The following is a 21448-nucleotide window of genomic DNA, read 5'->3' on the forward strand; positions in this document are numbered from 1 at the left end:
ACTCAGAATAACGACAGCTGACCTGTGCGATGCTCGCTGAATTTGGTCTTGGTATTACCCATTAGCAGCTCACGGAAATCCTCACGCGTCAGATCATTGAGATAAGGATTAGGCACTGATAACGCCACAAAATACCGCGCTCGGTTCACTGCCGCGCCCATCTGTTTAAGATGATCCAACGTCAGTGCGGTGAATTTGCGGGATTTGACGATTTTTTTGGCGGTACGCACACCAATGCCTGGCACACGAAGCACCATCTCATAAGGCGCGGTTTGAATATTGACAGGGAAATGTTCACGATGACGAATCGCCCAAGCCAGTTTAGGATCAAATTGCAAATCCAAAAAAGGCGAATCTGCATCGACGATCTCATCAGCATGAAACCCATAAAAACGCATGAGCCAATCCGCCTGATATAGGCGATTTTCACGCACCAGTGGCACGGGCGTGCTGATGTCAGGCAGTCGTTTATCAGACAGCATGGGCACATAGCCTGAATAATAGACACGTCTTAGCTCATATTTTTGATAAAAATGACTCGATAAGCGGATGATCTGATGGTCAGTCTCACCCGTCGCGCCGATGATAAACTGGGTGGATTGCCCTGCTGGCGTGAATTTAGGAGCGTGTTTATGGACTTTTTTTGACTCTTTGAATTGCACGATTTGCTCTTGCACCGTTTGCATGGGCGCTTTCATGTCGTCATGGTTCTTCTCAGGTGCTAAGAGCGCAAGCCCTGATTTGGTCGGGATTTCCATGTTTACCGATAGGCGATCTGCATACAGTCCCGCTTCTTTCATCAGTTCATCGGACGCACCTGGAATGGTCTTTAGATGGATATAGCCTTGAAATCTGTGCTCAGTGCGCAAGGTCTTGGCAACCCGCACAAGCCGCTCCATGGTGTAATCCGCATTCTTAAAAATCCCCGAACTCAAAAACAGCCCTTCGATATAATTTCGCCGATAAAACTGCATGGTCAAATCCACCACTTCTTCAACAGTAAAAGCGGCGCGCGGCGTGTCATTACTACGTCTAGACGTACAATAAGCGCAGTCATAGATGCAGTGATTGGTAAATAGGATCTTCAACAGCGACACACAGCGACCATCTTCGGTAAAACTGTGGCAAATCCCTGACTTAGAGGCATTACCAAGACCGCCTGTGTTCTTGCGATTGCCGCCGCTAGATGAGCAGGAGACATCATATTTGGCAGCATCCGCCAAGATAGAGAGCTTCTCTTCGATACGAGTAGGATTCATTAATTTTTCTTAGTTTTTTGTCGGTTTTGATAGATACGGTTGGTATGAGTTTATATTATCACTATAATATTTGCCGAACAGGTCATTTAATATGTCCTGACTACTTCGCTGTATATTGGGATGTTGATGATATTTTAAATTAAAATTTTGTTAAAATTTGTACATTGCTTGGTTCTTAAATTTTAATGTCAAACGATAATTCCTGCACCGCTCCATCCAAAATCATGCACCACCTTACCAAAGTCATCATCAATCGGAGCCATGACCGTGATACGCTTACCGCTCATGTCATCAAATGCCAAAGTATGAGCGTGCAAAAGTAGCCTTGATACGCGCGTAAACTCTGCCACCGCACGATTTTGGGCGGTGTCGCCATGCGTGGTATCGCCGACAATAGGATGAAAAAGATGAGTCATGTGCCGTCTTAGTTGGTGCTTTCGCCCTGTAATTGGGGTAAGTTTCACAAGACTATACCGAGATGTGGGGTATCTATCCACCGATACAAAAGGCATTTCGCACGTTGCCAAATTCTCATAATCGGTTATGGCGAATTCAGGTTCTTTATTCGTTTTGGCGAATTTATCGGCGATTTTATCAAGTTTGACTTTTAACGGATAATCAATCCGCCCACTACCCAAAAGATAGCCACGCACCACCGCCAGATAGGATTTATCTACCGTATGATGTTCAAATTGCCCCGACAATGCCCGTGCCGCATCAGACGACTTGGCAAACAATAGTACCCCTGACGTTGGGCGGTCTAGCCGATGAACAGGAAAAACGTGTTGCCCAAGCATATCACGCAAAACCGTCATCACAAATACCGTCTCATGCTTGTCAAGCCATGAGCGATGAACAAGCATACCAGCAGGTTTGTTCACCGCCACCATGTCATCATCTTGATATAAAATTTGTAGCATTTTGCCATTCCCGATTGTTTCATTTATTAAATGTGTAAAATCATAAGGGCGAATATGATTCGCCCCTACAATCCAAAACCAAGCGTTACAAATCCACCAAGCGACAAAACAGCTCATCATACGCCATTTTGTCCTGCACGTTTTGCCCAACCGCCACCGCCACGCCATCAAGACTTGCTAGGAAATTTTCTACCTTGTCAAGGCTTAGATTATCCGCCCCATTTATCAACCCTGCCACATCCATGTCGGTATGAATGCTATCAAGCCCAAGCCCCACTCGCACCACGTCCATAAGCATGAGCCGTGTCAAAACAGCAAAATCACCAAAACTCATTACGCCCTGCCAGTAGTCGCTGGCACTCACCGCTGACCGCTCGCCATGCCTTAGCGTAAGCCATGTTTTTAGCCACAATACACGCTTACCAAACCACACCGCCTTTGGCAAATCCACCGCCTTTAATACCGCCCCGTCGGTGAGCGTCAGGGCAAGTCTGGCAAGACTCTCATCGCCCAGAAATCCACCTACATAAGCCAACGCCACATCATGAGCAACAGCCCCAAGCGGCAGGGCTTGCACACGGCTTTTTATCGTAGGCATGAGTTTGGCAGGGTTGTCGCTTATCAGTATCAAATGCACGCCTGCCCGTGGCTCTTCTAAGGTTTTTAGCAGGGCATTGCTCGCCCCAATCGTGAGACTGTCGGCATCATCTAGCACGATGAGCCGAACGCCATGCCCCTTGACGTGGCTATACTCTTGCAAGGCTCGCACGTCATCAATCTTAATGGACGACCGCTCACTCTCATCAGACGTAGGCAGGCTCTCGGACGGTAGCGCCATAACATCAGGGTGCGTCCCTGCCATGAGCCAATGACAGCTGTCACACGCCCCACACGCCCCCTGCTCACCCTTGTTTTGGCACAGTAGCCACGCCACAAACCGCCACACAAATTCACGCTTGCCAATGCCTGCCATGCCACACGCCAACAACCCATGCGGTAATTTACCGTCATAAAACTGACCAACCACCTGCTCCCAAGCCTGTGCTTGCCAAGGCAGTAACGGGGCAAAATAGGACAACTGTTCTTGTTCGTTCATATCAGAATTTTAAAAACTCATCAATCGGCATGGCATTTAGCCTATCCAAGTCTTCCTCGGTATCCACCCCAAGCGGTAAGGCAACTTTGGCGACATCTATGGCGATTTTTTGCCCATTTTCTAAAATGCGAAGCTGTTCTAGGCTCTCCAAACGTTCCAATACGCCCTGCTCCCATGTGCCAAATTCCTTTAATAATTTGACCCGATACGCATAAAGCCCCAAATGACGATAGGCGTTTTTTGGTCTCTCGCCAAGCTCGCCTGTCAAATGAGCATCTCTGTCGTAAGGCATGGGGCTACGGCTAAAATACAAGGCATTCTGGCGGGCGTGGACGACTTTTACCACCGAATTTTTATAAAAATCATCATAATTATCAATCACTTCACACAAAGTCGCCATGACACAGTCAGAATTTTCCACCAAAAGATTTTTGGCTTGTTCTAGCAGTACAGGCGGTACAAGCGGTTCATCGCCTTGCATATTGATGACAATGTCATCATCCGCCAAACCCAAAATCTGTGCCACCTCGCCCAGTCTGTCCGTGCCTGATGCATGCTCACCCGTCATCACCACAGGCACGCCCGCACACTCACACACCGCAAAAATCCGCTCATTGTCCGTTGCCACACACACGCTGTCGGCAAAAGTCGCTTGCAGGGCTTTTTGAGCTGTCCAGAGAATCATGGGCTTGCCATGCAAATCCAGCAAAGGCTTGGCAGGTAGGCGAGTGGATTTGTAACGGGCAGGGATAATGATGTGGGTTTTGGGGGTGGGTTTCATGATTTTTCCTTAAATTATTTTAACAAATTCAACCTTTAAAATACCATACCAAATGATAAATAAAAATCACAAAAACAAAATATTGCCATTATTTGGCTCTTTTGGAGTGATAGTGCCATTGATTAATCCAAGTGCATAATCAAGCTTAGGGTTGTTTTCTTTGGGGATGGGGCGAGATTTGCCATTTGCGTCAATAGCCACATAAGTAAATACCGCTTCGGTTACACATTCATGATTGCCAGAGCCGTCCTTAATTTGTTTTCGCCATACTTCCACTTTGACTTCCAAAGATGAATTTCCGATACGGGTGCATTGTCCATAACAGCATACCATATCGCCCACCAATACAGGGCGTAAAAACACCATTTTATCCATCGAAACCGTTACCACTCTTCCTTTACCAATTTCTTTGGCAAGGATTGCTCCGCCCAAATCCATTTGCGACATAATCTAGCCACCAAAAATATCGCCATTAGCATTGGTATCGGCAGGCATTGCCAAAGTTCGCATAACAAGACTGCCTTGCGGAGCCTGTTTGATTTCATTTGTCATGAGATTACTTCTTAATCTATAAAATATGGTTTGTGATTTTAAATGATGTACTTACAAAGATTTAATTAAGGATATTTAGCCAAACAAATCAAGCAACATTAACCAATCCTAAAAGCACCCTATCCATTTCTTCATAAACGCTCTCCGATAACAACGCTTGTACAGGCAACACCCAAACATTATCAAAAATTGTATGATTATGACGTTTGGCAAGTTCACGCAATTTAACCGCATCTTTACTGGTTGTGATGATTGGCAAATCGGTCAAATCGGTCAAATCATCAAGAGTAAAATCATGATGATCGCCAAAAGCACGCTCCACCACGCCAAAACCAAGCTCATTTAACGTTTTAAAAAAGCGAGCAGGATAGCCAATACCACTGACCGCATAGACCTTTTGGGGTGGTAAAGTTTCATCATTTACCGATTTGTCATTTCCCAAAAGTGGCATGGGATTGTTTGGGGCTAAGTGCATTAAAAGGGCATTATTATCATATTTCTCGGCTCGGCTATCATGATAAATCACGGTTGCACCATTTAGGCGATCAAGCGGTTCACGCAAAAAGCCTTGTGGGAATAACTTCTCATTGCCAAACCCACGCACCCCGTCCACGACTATCCATTCTACATCTCGGTGTAGGGCATAGTGTTGCAGTCCATCATCGCTGATGATGAGTTGTAGATTTGGGTAATTTTCAAGCAAAATCTCAATCGCCCCACCACGATTTGCCCCCACCGCCATTGGCACGCCTGTCTCGCCCACGATAAGGCACGGCTCATCGCCGACTTCCTTGGGAGTACTACCTTCACGAACCAACGCAGGGCTACTGTCCACCCGCCCATAGCCCCGACTTATCACGCCCACGTTTACGCCTTTGCCTTGTAAATATTTGACAAGGGTGATGATAAGTGGCGTCTTACCACTACCGCCCACCGTGATATTTCCAATAATCATCACAGGGATGGGAGCGTGGTATTTGGCAAGTTTATCCTTATCATACAAGAACTTACGCACACGCCCCATCACGCCATACAGAGCGGACAACGGGGCAAGTGTGGCAAGCATGAGGGATTTTTCTTGCCATGCCTTTGTGATGAGAAGTTCTAGGTTTTTCATGCCTTACCCTGCTCGCTTTGCTCATCAAAGGTGCGTTCGTACATGGTGCGATACATACCGCCTTTGGCAAACAGCTCGTCATGCGTGCCGATTTCCACGATTTGCCCTTTATCCATGACGATGATACGGTCGGCGTTTTGAATGGTAGATAAACGATGAGCGATGACAAGCGTGGTACGACCGCGCATGACGGACTCCAACGCCTTTTGGATATAATACTCGCTTTCGTTGTCAAGGGCGGATGTGGCTTCATCCAATATCAAAATCGGTGCATCTTTTAATAACGCCCGTGCGATAGACAGCCGTTGGCGTTGTCCGCCTGACAGCTGCAAACCGTCCGAACCGATAAAGCTGTCATAGCCATTTGGCAAATCCATAATAAAATCATGAGCATAAGCTGATTTGCTTGCTTGTATGATGTCATCACGGGATTTGGCGGATAATGCCCCATAACCGATGTTATGAGCGACCGTATCCAAAAACAGCGTCACCTGCTGATTCACCATGGCAATCTGTTCACGCAAAGATGACAATTTAATCTCATCAATGGGCGTGCCGTCTATCAATATCTGCCCTGATGTCGGCGTGAGCGAACGAGTAAGTAAGTTCACCAGCGTGGTCTTGCCTGAGCCTGACCGCCCAACCACCGCCACCGTCTCGCCTGCCTTGATGTCAAGGTCAAAGCCCTTTATCGCCTGCGTGCCGCTTTCATAGGTTAGACTCACATTCTCAAATCGAATATCGCCACGCAGCGCCGGGGTCAGCACGCCTATGTCACGCTCCTCTGGCATGTCAATCAGCTCAAAAATAGACACACCTGCGGCAATGCCTCTTTGTAGCTTTTGATTGACGTCAGTCAGTGCCTTAACAGGGCGAGCAAGCAAACCTGCCGCCACCAAATAAGAGGCGAACTCCCCTGCGCTGGTATCGCCAAGCACCTCTGGACGCAGCGACAGCCAAATCACAAAACACATCCCTGTCGCCATCAGCAGCTGAATGACGGGCGAGTTAATGGCGGCAAGCACGGTGATTTTTAGCCCTTTATTTAGGTTCTCTTTTGATGCCTTGTCAAATCGTTGCGATTCATAGACTTGTCCGCCATAGTTCTTCACCACTTGATAGCCCGTGATCGCCTCGTTAGTGATGTGACTGACCGCACTCATGGTGTCTTGGATGTCCATGGACAGCATGGCAAATCGCTTCGATACTTTTTTAATGATCCAAAAAATCGGCGGTACAATAAGCATCAACACCAAAGTCAATCGCCAATTGGTATAAAACAAAAACCCAAACAACGCAATGACAGTCAAGCCATCTTTCAATAATGTCGTGATGGATTCAGTGGTCGCTGCAGTCACCTGCTCCACGTCAAAGATCAGCTTCGATGAAATCGTACCAGCAGGGTTATTCAAATAAAATTCTGATGGCAGTTTTAATAGCTTATTAAACACCTCCACGCGCAGCAGATACACCAAGCTACGCGCCATCAATGCTGCATAATAACCACCCAAGAACGCACCAACACCGCGCAAAAAGAACAGTAAAATCACCAAAAACGGGAACCAAAATTTGCGCACATTGTCATTATTATTAATCGCTTCGATGATGTACTCAAGCAGCTTGGCACTCGCAACCTCGCCGCCTGCACTGATGGCAAAGCCAATCATCACCAAGATGAACGCCCACCAATAAGGCTTAAGATACGACATCAGTCGTTTAAATACGGCAAATTTATCGGCGCGTTCAAAGGCTTGCTTGCAATTAGAAGTTGCTTGAGTTGTGTGCATGATGGTCGTTTTTATGAATGCATTTGATGGATTTTGTTAATTTTAACAAAAAATAAAGGGGATTCGCCAAACTTCCTTGTTTGGCTTTTGTGATTTTTTAGTTAAGTCCGAATTGTGATAACAGCCCTTGCAGCTCGTCATCATCATGGAAGAATATCTCAACACTACCTTTGCCGTCTTTACCTTGTTTTAGCTTGACGGTAGCACCTAATAGGTCGGACAGTTTTTGATTCATGGCTTTAATCTCATGACTGTCGGAGTTGATTTTTTTGGCGGGTTCGGGATTTAGGATGGATTTTACCAGCTTTTCGGCATCACGAACGGTCATCTTGCCGTCGATAATTTTTTTGGCGATGATGGGTTGTTGCTTGTCCGATAGGGACAGTAGCGTACGCGCGTGCCCCATGTCCAATAACCCTTCGGTCATGTAGCCCTTGACAGTATCATGTAGGTTATTTAGGCGTAATAGGTTGGAGACGGTGGCGCGCGCTTTACCCACCACATCAGCGATCATCGCATGGCTCATGCCAAATTCGGTGTGGAATCTTTGGAGGGCGGCCGCCTGCTCAAGTACATTCAAATCCTCACGCTGAATGTTCTCAATCAGCGCCAACGCAATGGCGATCTCATCTGACAGAACACGCTCAATGGCAGGAATCTCGGTCAGCCCTGCGATCTTAGCAGCGCGCCAACGACGTTCACCCGCGATGATCTCGTGTGTAACGGTGTCGCTCGTCTTATCTTCATTAGACAACAGCGGACGGATGACGATCGGCTGCATCACACCATGCTGACGAATCGAATTGGCAAGCTCATTGAGCGCCTCTTCATTCATGTCGCGACGTGGTTGATATTTGCCTGACTGTAGGCGATCTGGGTGGATTTGTACGAGCGTGATTTGCTCGCCGTCATTATCATCTTGAGCGGGCTTGTCTTTTGATTTTTTATTGGGCTTTTTCTTGGTGATACCGACGGATTTGATGTTTTGCTCATCATCCAATAAGCTAAAATCCGCCTTGGCATCTACAGGCGCAGCCGTCTCTTCAGCTGCCATCAAGGCGCCAGCATCTGTGGCAATTCGCCTTTCTTTTTTTATGTTGCCCATCAGCGCATCTAAGCCACGCTTATCGCCAAGTCCACGTTTTTTCATGATGTTTCCCAAATCAAACCAAGCACCGCCCGCCATGAGCCAGTATATATAAAAGTCAAACGCCTTATTTTAGCATAATTTGCCCGATATTGTCAGTTACCAATCGAACTGCACACGCACTTTTGCCTTAAACAACTCAGGCTTCTCTGCCTGATCGATGACTTCATTCATTAAGGCATGATAAGCGATTGCACCTTTGGATGATTTTTCATAACCAAAAATCGACTGGCCAAAGCTCGGTGCTTCAGCCAGACGTACGCTGCGCGGAATGGCGGTCTTGTACAATAATTCACCAAAATACCCTTCAAGCTCCGCAGACACGTCTTGTGCTAGAGTGTTGCGTGCATCGAACATTGTACGCACCACACCGCGCACGTGCAGGTCAGGATTGATGTCTTTTAGGCGCTTGATGGTATCGATCAGATCAACCACACCCTCTAGTGCATAGTATTCGCATTGCATCGGGATGATGACATTCTTAGCGACGGCAAACGCATTCACAGTCAGCATGCTTAGGCTGGGTGCGCAGTCCATGATGACATAATCGTAGCCAAATTTTCCGCTCTTTTTGGCGGCTTTGATGGCTTTTTTTAATAAAAATGGCGCATCTTCCACATCTGCCAAAGACACGTCAATCCCTGCCAAATCTCGGTTAGCACCAACCATATCAAACCCTGCAGGCGCGTCTTTTTGAATGACTTTATGGATTTTTGTGTCATCAAGTAGCACATCGACGATGCTTTTGCCCAAATCATTCTTATCGAGTCCCGCGCCCGTTGTGGCGTTGCCTTGTGGATCTAGATCAATGAGCAGTACCTTTTTTTTGCCGATGGTGGATAAAGCCGCCGCAAGGTTCACCGCGGTCGTTGTCTTACCCACACCGCCTTTTTGGTTGGCGATTGCGATAATTTCCATAAAATACCTTTTAAATCAATATATTAACTATTATTTGGCTGTCAAATACACCACACACCGCTCGTCGCTCATTTGTGGTACAAAAATGGATTTGACTTCAATTTGCCAATCTGTCAAATTTACCACATCCTCGCTTGTTGGTGTTTTGCCTTTCATGGCATATAACACGCCGTCCGTCTTTAAATAGGGCTTGGCAAGATTGACAAAATCATCAAGGCTGGCAAATGCCCGAGACGTAATGACATCAAACCCCCCGTCAAAATCCTCAATGCGACTTGCCACAGGATTGACGTTGGCAAGCCCCAACTCGCCCACCATTTGACGGATAAATCGCACCTTTTTGCCATTGCTGTCAAGGGCGGTAACGTGCCAGTCGGGACGCATGATGGCGATAATCACAGATGGCAAACCTGCCCCTGTGCCGATATCTAGCACGCTTATGCCTGATTTATCAGCAAACGGTAAATCCGCCACGATTGCCAAACAGTCCAAAATATGCTTAATAAACGCCTCTTTTGGGGCGGTAATGGCGGTGAGATTATACGCCTTTGTCCAAAGCAAAAGATTATCCAAATAGCCAAGCAGTTGTTTTATTTGCACTTCACTAAATACTAAATTTAGCTTATCGGAGACACGCTCTAATTCACGAGCAAATTCATCAGCATTGGCGGATATTTTATGATAGGTCATTGTTATAAAGTCAAGTTAATTTTAAATCCCCTATTTTATCACGTTTTAATCTGTTAAAATATCCCTTTTTCATATTTTAATAACAACAATGACCGACCAATTCGCCCCCTACCGCCTGCCCCACACCGCCCTAAAACGCTACACCGACACCCACGCCCTACCGCCCGACAGCACGCACGCACGCCCTGCACTGCACCAATTTGGGCAACGCCGAGCCGTCAATGCCATACAGACCGCCCTTGACATCAAGGCAAACGGCTACCATGTCTTTGCCGTAGGTGAAAACGGGCTTGGTAAACGCACGCTCATCACACGTCTGCTTGCCGAGCGTGCCAAACACGAGCCGACCCCGCCCGACTTGGTCTATGTGCATAATTTTGACGCACCCCGCCACCCCATTGCACTTACCCTGCCAAGCGGTCAAGGGGCGATTTTTGCCAAGGACATGCACAAACTTTGGCACGACCTGTATAAAAAAATCATCGCCAAATTTAACAGCATCAGCTACCAAAACAGCGTTACCACCATTAAGCAATCCGCTCAAAAACAAGAAAGAAATTTGCTTGATGAAATAAACGCCACCGCCAAAAGTCATAATTTGACCTTATTGCACTCTGCCGACCAAAAAGCAGTATTTACCCCCATCGATCACAAAAAACCCATTAACAATACCGCCCTTGATAAACTACAAAAAAAACTCACCAAAATAAATATAGAATTGGACAATTTAGATGATGAAGTGAATCAAAAAATAGACGAACTTCACGAAACACTTTTGATTAAAATCATCACGCCATTATTTGCCCCAATTTTAAAAAAATATGATAATAAACATGATAAAAAAATCAGCCAATATTTAACCGACTATCAAAAAGATATTATAAAAAATATCCTATTTATCGTAGAGCATGATGAAGACTTTATGGTAAAAACGGCAAATATCCCCAATCGCTACTATGTCAATGTGGCGGTAAGCCATACGCCAGATAGCGGTTCGCCCATTGTCTTTGAAGACATGCCAACCCACCCCAATCTGTTGGGGCATATTGAATACATCACTCAGCTTGGCACGATTTTAACGGACGCCAGCATGATACGGGCAGGGGCGTTACATAAAGCCAATGGCGGATATTTATTATTAGAAGCGTCATCGTTATTAGAACACCCCTATGCGTGGCAAGGGTTAAAGCGAGCCTTACAATCAAAATCGCTAAGCATATCAAGCCTAGAACAAATGCTAACCCTAACAGGTTCAGTATCTTTATCGCCTGACAGCACGCCATTATCGGTAAAAGTGATATTATTGGGCGAGCCTGATTTATATTATGAATTATTAGAATTTGAACCTGAATTTAATAACCTATTTAAAATCCGAGCCGATTTTAATGACACCTTACCACGCAATCACGACAGCGAATTATTTATCATTGGTAAAATCGCTGACATGATAAAAAAACAAGCATTGCCCACATTTGACAATACCGCCTTTGGGGCGATATTGGACGAATTGTCCGTCTATGCCGATGATAAAGATAAATTGGATTTACACAGCGCTAGATTATTACAACTTGTGGTAGAATCGGCACGACAGTTTTATTTAAATCATTCTAATAATATTGATAATAAAAACAATGATAAAAATATTGCCAAAACTGTTAACAAAACCCACGTCCAAAATGCCTTAGATGACATTAAAGAACGTAAAGGCTATTTAAAGGAATTATATTGGCAAGAGATTCAAAACGGACAACAGCTTATCAATACCACAGGAAAAGTGGTCGGACAAATCAACGCCTTGACCGTGATTGCCTATGCCGACAGCGAATTTGGATTACCTGCTCGCTTGACCGCACTCATCGCTCCTAAGTTTGGCACGGGCGAAATCCTAGACATAGAGCGAGACGTGGAACTTGGCGGAAGTCTGCACGCCAAGGGAATGCTTATCATGACGAGCTTTTTACGCTCATTATTTAGCCAATTTGCCGAGCTTAATTTCTCAGCAAGCCTTGCCTTTGAGCAAAGTTACGCCCACATTGACGGCGACAGTGCCACGCTTGCCGAATGTGCCGTGCTACTGTCCGCCCTTGCAAATGTGACGATAAATCAATCACTTGCAATCACAGGCTCCATGAATCAGCTTGGGGACGCTCAGGCGATTGGCGGTGTGAACGAAAAAATCATTGGCTTTTTTGACGCTTGTGCTGAGCGTGGGCTTAACGGCGAGCAAGGCGTGATTATCCCAAAAACCAACATCGGACAGCTCATGCTCCCTGATAATGTCGTGGAGGCGGTAGAGCGTGGCGAGTTTCATGTTTATGCGGTAAGTAGCATTTATGAAGCGTTGTTTATTTTGACCGATATGCCGATTCATGATAAAAATAAAAAAGGCGATTATAAAAAAGATACGCTATTTGGCAAAATCGTAAGACGGCTTATGAGGTGGGAAGATGATGATAATGAAGCCAAGAAATGAATAATAAAATAAAGGAATATAAAAGCATGATATTTTGGCGAAATTTCTGTGTATAGTCCATTTATTGTTATGCCAACCGTTGTTTATTTTATTCAAAGCAGTTTTGCAGTCATGGTTATTTTGTGGCGAGACAAAAGGCGAGAATATTGATAAATTAAATCATCAATGATGACATGAAAAATACCTTCTTGTAAAAGTAACAAGTTTAGATGTTTAAAACACCAACTACATTTATCTAAGGTGATTTTTTATTTATAAGAAAAAGGTGTGATTTATGATGCGCTGATGTATGTTAAGGATGAACTCATATACCAGAAAATATACCAGTTTTTTTCATGGATAGCAATAGATTATGACGGACTACCAAAGACAAGAAAAGGGCTTAAACCCTATAAAAATCAAGGGCTGTCGTACGATGACGGACAGCCCTTGATTATTTAATGGTCGGAGTGGCGGGATTCGAACTCGCGACCCCTTGCACCCCATGCAAGTGCGCTACCAAGCTGCGCTACACCCCGAATAGGATTGTCATTTTATCAAATTTCTGAGATTTTGCAAGTGTTTTTACACGGCTTATGACGCAAACTCACTCACCTAAAGATCGATAAAAGACGCGCTTCTATCATTCAATGGTTTTATTTTTATTATTGCATGCAAAATCCTTTATAATTAGTCGTTTTCTCGCAGCAGCTTAGGCTGGCTGATGGCAGAACTTTTATATATAGGTGGGTCTTATGGATGCACAGTGGTTACTCTTTGGCGCAGCAGCATTCGCAGGACTTTTACATGGTGTGAGCGGCATGGGATTTGCACTCATCGCCATCGCCGCCATCAGTGGCACGTACAGCTTATCCGATGCGATCATCCTTGTACTGATTCCAACAGCAATCTTAAATCTATCAGCATGGCTTATCGGAGGGCGTGGCATCATCCATAACTTCTGTCATTATCTTGTTAATTATTGGCGGCTCGTTGTGCTCTGGCTTGCCGGTGGCATAGCAGGCGCTTATCTTTTGCTTTGGCTGAATCAAGCCTATCTTATGATTCTGCTCGCACTGGTCGTGCTATGGTATGCCGTCACCAGTTTGGGCGGTCACCCCATCGTCCTAAAATACCAAGACCAACATGGTTATCGTCGGCATCTTCGGCGGTCTTTTGGGCGGAGCAACCAGTGCGATGGCACCCGTTATGATGATGTATCTACTCTCCATCAGTGACAACAAAGAAACCATCATCCGCGTGGCGAATTTGTGTTTCTTCATGGGTAAGGTGGCGCAGTTCGTTGTGTTATTCGATGCATTAACAGCACTAAGCACACAGGTTTGGACTCAGATTGGCATCATCACCGCTCTTGCCTTCGTATTTATGGCACTTGGCGCACGCATTAATCGCTATCTGCCGGTGCGTGTTTTTCGCCAGATAATCTTATGGATCTTGGTGCTGCTTGGGCTGCGTTTGGGTTATTTTGGCGTAATGGGTGTGCTGGCATAATCCTTGATATCAATAGAGCATATGAAAAGCCACAATTGTCGGCTTTTTATTTTTATGGTCTCATAACAAACCCAAAATCAGTAAACATTCTCATATTAATCCTTGATAAGCTTATAAGAAAAACTTATCCACTGTGCCATAATACCGCCCTTTATTCTCCTTTTACCCTTTTATCTTTGGAATGATTACGCCCATTACCCTACTTTACGGTGGCATGAGCCGTGAGCTTATGCGACTAAACGCCCCTTTTCGCCAGCCTAAATGGTCTGCCCTGCCCTTAATTGAGACGCCACATCTAGCAGAGCAGGTGCATACAGAATTTTGCAGGCAGGGGTGGACGTTATCACGACCAACAGCTACGCCATTGTGCCGTTTCATATTGGCGATGAGCGATTTGATAAGGACGCACAACTGCTTGCCGAGCGTGCAGGGCAGCTTGCCAAAAAATGCCGTAAGCCATATGGGCGTGGCAAAGTTGCAGGGTCTATTCCGCCCCTTTTTTTGGTTCGTATCGCCCTAATTTGTTTGACAAAAATCAAGTACAAAGACTTGCCACACCGCTTATCAATCAACTAAAAAATCATGCCGACATCTGGCTACTAGAAACCCAAAGCAGCATCATCGAGCCTACCGAACTCATCGCACGCCTGCCCCACGACCGACGAATTTGGTTGTCGTTTACGCTTGATGACACAGCGACCAGCACAGGCACGCCATGCCTACGCTTAGGCAAGAGCGTGCAGTACGCCACATCTGCCATGCTTGCCCTTGACGCTCCGGTTGATGCCATTTTGTTCAACTGCTCACAACCAGAAGTGATTGACACCACCCTGCTTATCACCGCCCAAACGCTTGCCAACACCGCCAAAAAATTCGCTTTTAGGGCGTATGCCAATGCCTTCAAACCCCAAGACGAAACAGGCTCTGCCAACGAACAAATTGATGAGTTGCGTGATGATTTGCACCCATTGGGCTATTTGGCATGGGCGACAAAATGGGCGAACATGGGGGCAAGCTTGATTGGTGGGTGCTGTGGGATTGGCGTAGAACACATTCGCCAAATTGGGCAACAATTAAAATAAAAGGCACCATTATGTCAAACAAAAAAAATCGGTTTATTATCCCTAACCGCCCTTGTATTGAGCTCGATGATTGGCTCGGTGATTTTTAGCCCGCCCCAAAACATGGCACAAGTGGCAAGCGGTCAAGCCCTGCTTATCAGCTGGCTTATCACAGGTGTGGGCATTATCTTTTTAGGCTTGTCGTTTTTTTATTTCACGGCTTCGCCCTGAGTTGGACAGTGGGGTTTATACTTATGCTCGTGAAGGCTTTGGCGATTTGGCAGGCTTTATGTCGGCATGGGGCTATTGGCTGTGTGCAACCATTGGCATTGTGGGCTATTTAGTGGTTACCTTTGAAAGCGTGGGGCAGTTTACCAACTCCAACACCTTCACGCTGTTTGGACAGGGCAACACCGCCCCTACCTTTATCGGCTCGTCTGTCATCGTGTGGCTTGTGTATATTTTGATTGCCAAAGGAGTCAAAGAAGCGTCCACGGTGAACCTTGTGGCGACTTTTGTCAAGGTATTTCCGCTTGTGCTATTTATCGGGCTTGCCATTTGGTATTTTTCGCCTGCCAAATTTAGCCAAGACATGACAGGGCGCGCCCTTGGCAATAGCACCCTAGACCAAGTCAAAACACCATGCTCATCACGCTGTGGGTGTTCACAGGCGTAGAAAGTGCGTTCGTACTGTCCGCCCACGCCAAGAAAAAAAGCGATGTCGGACTTGCGACCGTCCTAGGTATCATCATCGCCCTTGCCCTATATGTCGCCATTACCGTGCTGTCCTATGGCTTGTTGCCCCGTCATGGGCAAGGTCATCATCACGGCCTGCCTTATCGTGTCGGTGCTGGCGTCCTACATCAGCTAGACAATGTACTCTGCTGAGGTGCCATATCGTGGCTTAAAAAACGGGGCATTCCCAAAAAACCCTAGACAAAGTCAATGCCAACGGCACGCCCATCAACTCGCTGTGGTTCACAGGGCTTGTAGTGCAGACGTGTCTGTTTTTGGTGCTAATGACAGGCAAAAGCTACAACGCCCTACTTCTTATCTCAACGTCCATGATTTTGGTGCCGTATTTTTTGATTGGGGCGTATCTGTTGAAGCTGTCGCTTACCGAGCGTTCGGCTTGATGTGTCAAATTAACGGGGCTACTGGCAAGTTTTTATGGGCTGTGGATTATCTATGCCGCAGGGCTTGATTATCTGCTGTTGTCGGTGCTACTGTATGTACCAAGGATTGGGCTGTTTTTGTATTCTCGTTATCAACATCATGGCGGTAAATTTAACCTAAAACCTGCCGAAAAAATGTTGATTGCCGTCATCGGTGTCTTATTTGTGTGGGCGGTGTATCATGGAATTTATAATATTGATTGGAGTGGGTAGGTAAGCGTGCAAAAGCATTTTTCCATCAAGCCACTTTTGCAATATGAATGCGTAAGGGCGAGTCACATTCGCCCAATTATCAATACATAAAAAAGGGTAAATTGCAATTTGCCCTTACACACCTACCCAAGTCATCAATTTCAAATTAAAATCAGCCCAAAACGGACTCATTTTTCCTAACTTCTCCCTGTGCTTAGTCCTGCCTTGCCATTTTCCCAAATGGTTTTAAATAGCACTTTCCACGGGGATAGTTTTAGATTAGGCGATTCGCCCTGCCCGATAAGTGCCATCTGACTCATATACCAGTCCATTTCCAGCACCGAGCCGATTTTGTTATCAAGCGGTTTAACGCCCGTTTTAATCCGCTCGGTCTGTACCGTCCTATAAGTGCCGTTTTGAATTTGATTGGGCAAATCAGGCACAAGGGCAAAGGGACGAGCCACACCCACCATTTCCAAATGTCCGCTTAACAGTGCGTCATTCATCGCCTGTTCGGAACGAAAACCGCCTGTAATGATAAGTGGCACAGAGCAGACCTTGCGAGCCTTTTTGGCATAGTCTAAGAAAAACGCTTCACGTTTTTGCGCGCTTGGTTTTGCCGTCAGCATTTGTGGGCTTTCATAATTACCGCCAGAGATTTCAATAAAATCAATGCCCAGCTCGGACAAGGCTTGCACCACGGCAATGCTCTCGCTTTCATCAAATCCGCCCTTTTGAAAATCAGCCGAATTTAACTTGACCCCCACCAAAAAATCCGTCCCCACATTCGCTCGAATGCCTTTATAGATTTTTAATAAAAAATTCATACGGTTAGCAAGACTTCCGCCCCACTCATCATCACGGCGGTTGTGGTGTGGCGACAAAAATTGGCTGATGAGATAGCCATGAGCCGAATGAATCTGCACGCCATGAAAGCCTGCCTGTTCGGCAAGTTTGGCGGTGTTAATAAATGCTTGAATTAACTCATGAATTTCAGAATTTTGCAATGCTCGTGGCGGATTGATAAAGCCGTCCATACCAACAAGCGGTACGGCACTTGGGGCGACAGGCACGGCATTGACCGCTTTGGGCGACTGCTTGCCAGCGTGGTTGATTTGCATGATGATGAGCGTGTCGTTTCGCTTGCCAGCATTTGCCCACTTTTTGAGCATGGGCAAACTGCTCTCATCGTCCGCCACCACGTCATTAACCGAGCCTTTGCCCTGCTTGTTTGCCATGACGTTGCCCATGACGAGTATACCCGCCCCGCCCTTTCCCAAGTGTCATATAGGCTGGCAAGCGTGTCGGTTAGCTTGCTGTCGTGGGCGAGCTGTTCTTCCATGGCGGATTTAAAAAAGCGGTTTTTGGCGGTTGTGCCATTGGGAAAAGTAAAGGGCTTAAAAAGCATGGTGATTGCCTTGTGTTTATATGTTTAAAAATTTAAACTTATTATAAAAACAAACACGTCCCTTGTCAAGCCCTTTAACCCCCTATCCACACCCTGTCATTTTCAATCAAATAATAAAACGCCACATCGCTCGGATTGGGGACATGATACACATCAAACGCCTGTTCTTTGACTTGATGAAACCACCGCTCGGCTTGCCTGTATTCTTGACTGTTTTTATCATCAAACATATCCAAATAATTATTTTCAACAGACCCAACGTCCACGCCTTGTTGCCAATTTAATTTTGAAAAATTATCCAAATCATGATTAAACGCTAGTTTTAATTCGTCAATACTTACATTTTTAATATTGGCAAATGTATTATCATAAAAATCCAAACACTCATCAACAGCACAAACCACCTGCGAGCGAGAAATCTTTTTTTCAAATAGCCAAATTTTTAAATAATAAGGTTTGCCCAACTCATCTAATTGCATTTTCCAAGCGTGGTAAATCTCAAATAACCCATACAGCAATTTTTCTTTAAATTCGCCATACGGCTCTGGATAAATGCTATTGCCAACATTAAGATTAGAGAACGGTTTTACCCAAAATTTGACGTAGTCTCTTTTATATTGCTCCAAATACGCCAAATTAAGCTCACAATTTAGAGCCGCCCAATCATCAATACGGCGTAAAATTTTTTGTTTGCCACGAATTTTTTTATAACGAATAATTTGTTTCATGTTTATATCTTATTTTGAATTATTCGGACAATATTTTTTCATCAATTCAACGAGTTCGCCCATTTTTTCAATCTCATCTTTCATCGCCAAACGATAAAACCGCTCTTTACCAATTTGCTCCACGCTCACCGCATTAGCGGACAGCATGATTTTTAAATGATGAGACACCGCAGGGCGAGATAGGTGCAGGTTGTCGGTGAGTTGATTGACGTTCATTTTGCCATTATCCAGTAGCAGTTTTAAAATCAAATGGCGATTTTCGTCCGCCAGCACCGTAAAAATAGGAATACAATCCTTCATGACGGACATGGCATGGTCGGGGCTTGGTATTGACTTAGTATTTGATTGGGTCATGGTTGTTGTTTTTGGTTTAAGGATTTAAACGCATTATAAAGCGGACTTGGCGATAATTCAACTTTTGATTTATAATCCAAATACACTCAAGCATACCAAAAGTTTCGTTAAAAACTGCGTAAAAACCAATAGCGCATTAGTTTTATTAAAACCCAAAATTACCTAAAACAATTATTTTTATAACTCTCGATTTGATATAATGCACATCCAATAAACTTTTTTAATTTTACGAATTAAGGTGCATTCATGAACTTCATTAAAACTCTTGCTGCGGTCGCATGGGCGCCCAACGAACCTCTAAAAATCGAAGAGCTTGACCTCATGCCACCCCAAAAAGGCGAAGTCTTAGTGCGCATCGTCGCCACAGGCGTCTGCCATACTGATGCTTACACCTTGAGCGGTCAGGACTCTGAAGGTGTATTCCCTTGCGTGCTTGGACATGAAGGCGCGGGGATTGTTGAAGCGGTTGGCGAAGGCGTGACTGAATTTGCTGTTGGTGATCACGTCATTCCTCTATACACCGCCGAATGCCGAGAATGCAAATTCTGCAAATCCAACAAAACCAATCTCTGCTCATCAGTGCGCGCCACACAGGGCAAAGGTCTTATGCCAGATGGTACGGTCAGATTCTTTAAGGATGGTCAGCCCATTTATCACTATATGGGCACATCCACCTTCTCAGAATACACAGTCGTCTCTCAATACTCGCTTGCCAAGATCCAAAAAGAAGCACCCCTAGAGGAAGTCTGCCTGCTGGGCTGCGGCGTAACGACAGGCATCGGTGCTGTTACCAAGACTGCCAAAGTCAAACAAGGCGACACCGTAGCAGTGTTTGGTCTTGGTGGTATCGGCCTAGCAGCGATCATCGGCGCGAGAATGGCAGGTGCAATTCGCATTATTGGCATTGATATTAATGTGGATAAATTTGATAAAGCTTTGGGGTTGGGCGCAACTGACTGCATCAACCCCAATGACTTTGACAAGCCGATCCAAGAAGTCATCATTGAAATGACAGACGGTGGTGTGGACTTCTCATTCGAATGCATCGGTAATGTCAATGTCATGCGCTCAGCACTAGAATGCTGCCATAAAGGCTGGGGCGAGAGCATTATTATCGGTGTCGCGCCTGCAGGTGCTGAGATCAGCACGCGACCATTCCAGCTGGTGACAGGACGTGTATGGCGTGGTTCGGCGTTCGGCGGCGTGAAGGGTCGCACTGAGCTGCCTAATATGATCGACCAATACATGAAAGGCGAGTTTAAACTGACGGACTTCATCACGCACACCATGCCACTTGATGAGATTAATACCGCATTTGATCTGATGCATGAAGGCAAGTCAATCCGTTCAGTGATACATTTCTAATTCATTCAAATACCCCACCCTTAGACACTCTAAGGGCTACCACAATATTGATAGGATAATCATGGATAAACTCACCCAAATCAACCACTACAAGATGTTCGATGGGCATCATGAGCGTTATCAGCATTTCTCTGATACCAACCAATGCACGATGACCTTTGCCATCTATCTGCCACCTATAGCCCTTCACGGCAAAAAAGTGCCGGTGCTATATTGGCTGTCTGGTCTTACCTGCACCGATGAGAATTTCGCCACGAAGGCACACGCCCAGCAGTTCGCCAGTCAGCATGGCATTGCACTGGTAATGCCTGATACATCGCCTAGGGGTGATGGCGCGGCTGATGATGATGCGTATGATTTGGGGCAAGGCGCAGGGTTTTATATCAATGCCACTCAAGAACCATGGGCCAAGCACTACCAAATGTATGACTATGTGGTGCATGAGCTACCAAAGATCATCGAAAGTCATTTTCCTGTGACTGGCGAGCGCGCCATCTTCGGGCACAGCATGGGTGGGCATGGCGCACTGCAGATTGCTCTAAAGAACTCACAAAGATACAAAAGCGTCTCTGCCTTCGCACCCATCGTCAACCCAGGCGACATCCCTTGGGGCAAAAAAGCCTTTAGTGCTTATCTAGGCAATGATGCGGCAGCATGGTCAGAATATGATAGCTTGCAGTTACTGGATAAATGCACCCGCAAAGACCTACCCATCCTGATAGATCAAGGCCTGGCGGACAGCTTCTACCCTGAGCAGCTACAACCTGAGAAATTCATCCAAAAAGCTAACGAGCTTGGCTTTAATGCGACGCTTCATCTGCGCAGCGGATATGATCATAGCTACTATTTCATCGCAAGCTTCATGCGTGAACATATTGAATTTCATGCCAAAATCCTAAAGGGATAACCCTTGCATAATATAAAGACCACCGAT

General features: G+C 45.6%; 20 protein-coding genes, 1 tRNA gene and 1 pseudogene. 8 read left to right on the forward strand and 14 right to left on the reverse strand.

The features are described from left to right. Positions 1-2: 2 nt before the first annotated feature. From AAX10_RS05605 to rsmG, 10 genes are all read right to left on the reverse strand, one after another. On the reverse strand, positions 3-1259 hold the full coding sequence (locus AAX10_RS05605; protein WP_046700090.1) for a putative DNA modification/repair radical SAM protein: 1257 nt from the start codon (positions 1257-1259) through the stop codon (positions 3-5). A gap of 188 nt (positions 1260-1447) precedes the next feature. Continuing rightward, positions 1448-2179, reverse strand: a complete 732-nt coding sequence (gene truC, locus AAX10_RS05610; RefSeq protein WP_046700638.1) for a tRNA pseudouridine(65) synthase TruC — start codon at positions 2177-2179, stop codon at positions 1448-1450. A gap of 85 nt (positions 2180-2264) precedes the next feature. Continuing rightward, positions 2265-3275 (reverse strand): DNA polymerase III subunit, encoded by a 1011-nt coding sequence (locus AAX10_RS05615; protein WP_046700091.1) that lies wholly within the window; start codon positions 3273-3275, stop codon positions 2265-2267. Between the two features lies 1 nt (position 3276). Continuing rightward, positions 3277-4056, reverse strand: coding sequence for a 3-deoxy-manno-octulosonate cytidylyltransferase (kdsB, locus tag AAX10_RS05620; RefSeq protein ID WP_046700092.1), 780 nt, complete (start codon positions 4054-4056; stop codon positions 3277-3279). A gap of 66 nt (positions 4057-4122) precedes the next feature. After that, entirely contained in the window at positions 4123-4503 is a 381-nt protein-coding gene (locus AAX10_RS05625) for an acyl-CoA thioesterase (protein ID WP_320056781.1), read from the reverse strand. Positions 4504-4696: 193 nt separating this feature from the next. After that, positions 4697-5725 carry a tetraacyldisaccharide 4'-kinase gene (lpxK, locus tag AAX10_RS05630; RefSeq protein ID WP_046700093.1) on the reverse strand — a complete coding sequence of 343 codons (1029 nt, stop codon included), beginning with the start codon at positions 5723-5725 and terminating at the stop codon, positions 4697-4699. Next, positions 5722-7512 (reverse strand): lipid A export permease/ATP-binding protein MsbA, encoded by a 1791-nt coding sequence (gene msbA / locus AAX10_RS05635; RefSeq protein WP_046700094.1) that lies wholly within the window; start codon positions 7510-7512, stop codon positions 5722-5724. The genes lpxK and msbA overlap by 4 nt, the downstream gene beginning before the upstream one ends. A 97-nt stretch (positions 7513-7609) precedes the next feature. Further along, positions 7610-8665 carry a ParB/RepB/Spo0J family partition protein gene (locus AAX10_RS05640; protein ID WP_046698960.1) on the reverse strand — a complete coding sequence of 352 codons (1056 nt, stop codon included), beginning with the start codon at positions 8663-8665 and terminating at the stop codon, positions 7610-7612. 93 nt (positions 8666-8758) lie between these two features. Further along, entirely contained in the window at positions 8759-9577 is an 819-nt protein-coding gene (locus AAX10_RS05645; RefSeq protein WP_046700095.1) for a ParA family protein, read from the reverse strand. A 30-nt stretch (positions 9578-9607) separates the two neighbouring features. Then, on the reverse strand, positions 9608-10273 hold the full coding sequence (rsmG, locus tag AAX10_RS05650) for a 16S rRNA (guanine(527)-N(7))-methyltransferase RsmG (RefSeq protein ID WP_046700096.1): 666 nt from the start codon (positions 10271-10273) through the stop codon (positions 9608-9610). Positions 10274-10355: 82 nt separating this feature from the next. On the opposite strand from rsmG, the gene AAX10_RS05655 reads away from it, so the two are divergent. Beyond that, a complete protein-coding gene (locus tag AAX10_RS05655; RefSeq protein WP_046700097.1) occupies positions 10356-12740 on the forward strand; it encodes an ATP-binding protein in 2385 nt (794 codons plus the stop codon). Between the two features lie 441 nt (positions 12741-13181). On the opposite strand, the gene AAX10_RS05660 is transcribed toward AAX10_RS05655, so the two are convergent. Beyond that, positions 13182-13258 (reverse strand) — tRNA-Pro (locus AAX10_RS05660). Positions 13259-13474: 216 nt separating this feature from the next. On the opposite strand from AAX10_RS05660, the gene AAX10_RS10490 reads away from it, so the two are divergent. The 5 genes and pseudogenes from AAX10_RS10490 to AAX10_RS05680 form a co-directional block, all read left to right on the forward strand. Further along, on the forward strand, positions 13475-13957 hold the full coding sequence (locus AAX10_RS10490; RefSeq protein ID WP_080947194.1) for a sulfite exporter TauE/SafE family protein: 483 nt from the start codon (positions 13475-13477) through the stop codon (positions 13955-13957). After that, complete coding sequence (locus tag AAX10_RS10495) at positions 13929-14231, forward strand: TSUP family transporter (RefSeq protein ID WP_052585375.1); 303 nt, start codon at positions 13929-13931, stop codon at positions 14229-14231. The genes AAX10_RS10490 and AAX10_RS10495 overlap by 29 nt, the downstream gene beginning before the upstream one ends. A gap of 333 nt (positions 14232-14564) precedes the next feature. Further along, complete coding sequence (locus tag AAX10_RS10500) at positions 14565-14807, forward strand: homocysteine S-methyltransferase family protein (RefSeq protein ID WP_264673678.1); 243 nt, start codon at positions 14565-14567, stop codon at positions 14805-14807. Then, positions 14753-15313 carry a homocysteine S-methyltransferase family protein gene (locus AAX10_RS05675; RefSeq protein WP_254596924.1) on the forward strand — a complete coding sequence of 187 codons (561 nt, stop codon included), beginning with the start codon at positions 14753-14755 and terminating at the stop codon, positions 15311-15313. The genes AAX10_RS10500 and AAX10_RS05675 overlap by 55 nt, the downstream gene beginning before the upstream one ends. 66 nt (positions 15314-15379) lie before the next feature. Next, positions 15380-16566: pseudogene (locus AAX10_RS05680) on the forward strand (amino acid permease); the annotation flags it as partial. A 290-nt stretch (positions 16567-16856) separates the two neighbouring features. Here the strand turns inward: AAX10_RS05680 and AAX10_RS05685 are convergent. The 3 genes from AAX10_RS05685 to AAX10_RS05695 all read right to left on the reverse strand — a co-directional run bounded on the left by AAX10_RS05685 (position 16857) and on the right by AAX10_RS05695 (position 19149). Beyond that, positions 16857-17939, reverse strand: a complete 1083-nt coding sequence (locus AAX10_RS05685; RefSeq protein WP_226997745.1) for an oxidoreductase — start codon at positions 17937-17939, stop codon at positions 16857-16859. Between the two features lie 202 nt (positions 17940-18141). Beyond that, entirely contained in the window at positions 18142-18795 is a 654-nt protein-coding gene (locus tag AAX10_RS05690; RefSeq protein ID WP_080947067.1) for a hypothetical protein, read from the reverse strand. Positions 18796-18804: 9 nt separating this feature from the next. Further along, positions 18805-19149, reverse strand: a complete 345-nt coding sequence (locus tag AAX10_RS05695; RefSeq protein WP_149038863.1) for an ArsR/SmtB family transcription factor — start codon at positions 19147-19149, stop codon at positions 18805-18807. A gap of 255 nt (positions 19150-19404) precedes the next feature. Between AAX10_RS05695 and AAX10_RS05700 the strand changes: the two genes are divergently transcribed. Further along, a complete protein-coding gene (locus AAX10_RS05700; RefSeq protein ID WP_455565426.1) occupies positions 19405-20514 on the forward strand; it encodes an S-(hydroxymethyl)glutathione dehydrogenase/class III alcohol dehydrogenase in 1110 nt (369 codons plus the stop codon). Between the two features lie 61 nt (positions 20515-20575). After that, the gene (gene fghA, locus AAX10_RS05705; RefSeq protein WP_046698283.1) at positions 20576-21421 is read left to right on the forward strand and encodes an S-formylglutathione hydrolase; all 846 of its coding nucleotides are present in this window, start codon (positions 20576-20578) and stop codon (positions 21419-21421) included. The last annotated feature ends 27 nt before the right edge of the window (positions 21422-21448 follow it).

The organism is Moraxella bovoculi (assembly GCF_000988745.2).
Classification (GTDB): domain Bacteria; phylum Pseudomonadota; class Gammaproteobacteria; order Pseudomonadales; family Moraxellaceae; genus Moraxella; species Moraxella bovoculi.

What these genes read in the sequence shown, in the direction of transcription:
- AAX10_RS05625 (WP_320056781.1), bottom strand. Translation starts at nt 4,503, where the DNA reads ATGTCGCAAATGGATTTGGGCGGAGCAATCCTTGCCAAAGAAATTGGT.
- AAX10_RS05615 (WP_046700091.1), bottom strand. Translation starts at nt 3,275, where the DNA reads ATGAACGAACAAGAACAGTTGTCCTATTTTGCCCCGTTACTGCCTTGG.
- lpxK (WP_046700093.1), bottom strand. Translation starts at nt 5,725, where the DNA reads ATGAAAAACCTAGAACTTCTCATCACAAAGGCATGGCAAGAAAAATCC.
- AAX10_RS05655 (WP_046700097.1), top strand. Translation starts at nt 10,356, where the DNA reads ATGACCGACCAATTCGCCCCCTACCGCCTGCCCCACACCGCCCTAAAA.
- truC (WP_046700638.1), bottom strand. Translation starts at nt 2,179, where the DNA reads ATGCTACAAATTTTATATCAAGATGATGACATGGTGGCGGTGAACAAA.
- AAX10_RS10490 (WP_080947194.1), top strand. Translation starts at nt 13,475, where the DNA reads ATGGATGCACAGTGGTTACTCTTTGGCGCAGCAGCATTCGCAGGACTT.
- AAX10_RS05645 (WP_046700095.1), bottom strand. Translation starts at nt 9,577, where the DNA reads ATGGAAATTATCGCAATCGCCAACCAAAAAGGCGGTGTGGGTAAGACA.
- AAX10_RS05690 (WP_080947067.1), bottom strand. Translation starts at nt 18,795, where the DNA reads ATGAAACAAATTATTCGTTATAAAAAAATTCGTGGCAAACAAAAAATT.
- AAX10_RS05605 (WP_046700090.1), bottom strand. Translation starts at nt 1,259, where the DNA reads ATGAATCCTACTCGTATCGAAGAGAAGCTCTCTATCTTGGCGGATGCT.
- AAX10_RS10495 (WP_052585375.1), top strand. Translation starts at nt 13,929, where the DNA reads ATGATGATGTATCTACTCTCCATCAGTGACAACAAAGAAACCATCATC.
- fghA (WP_046698283.1), top strand. Translation starts at nt 20,576, where the DNA reads ATGGATAAACTCACCCAAATCAACCACTACAAGATGTTCGATGGGCAT.
- msbA (WP_046700094.1), bottom strand. Translation starts at nt 7,512, where the DNA reads ATGCACACAACTCAAGCAACTTCTAATTGCAAGCAAGCCTTTGAACGC.
- kdsB (WP_046700092.1), bottom strand. Translation starts at nt 4,056, where the DNA reads ATGAAACCCACCCCCAAAACCCACATCATTATCCCTGCCCGTTACAAA.
- AAX10_RS05695 (WP_149038863.1), bottom strand. Translation starts at nt 19,149, where the DNA reads ATGACCCAATCAAATACTAAGTCAATACCAAGCCCCGACCATGCCATG.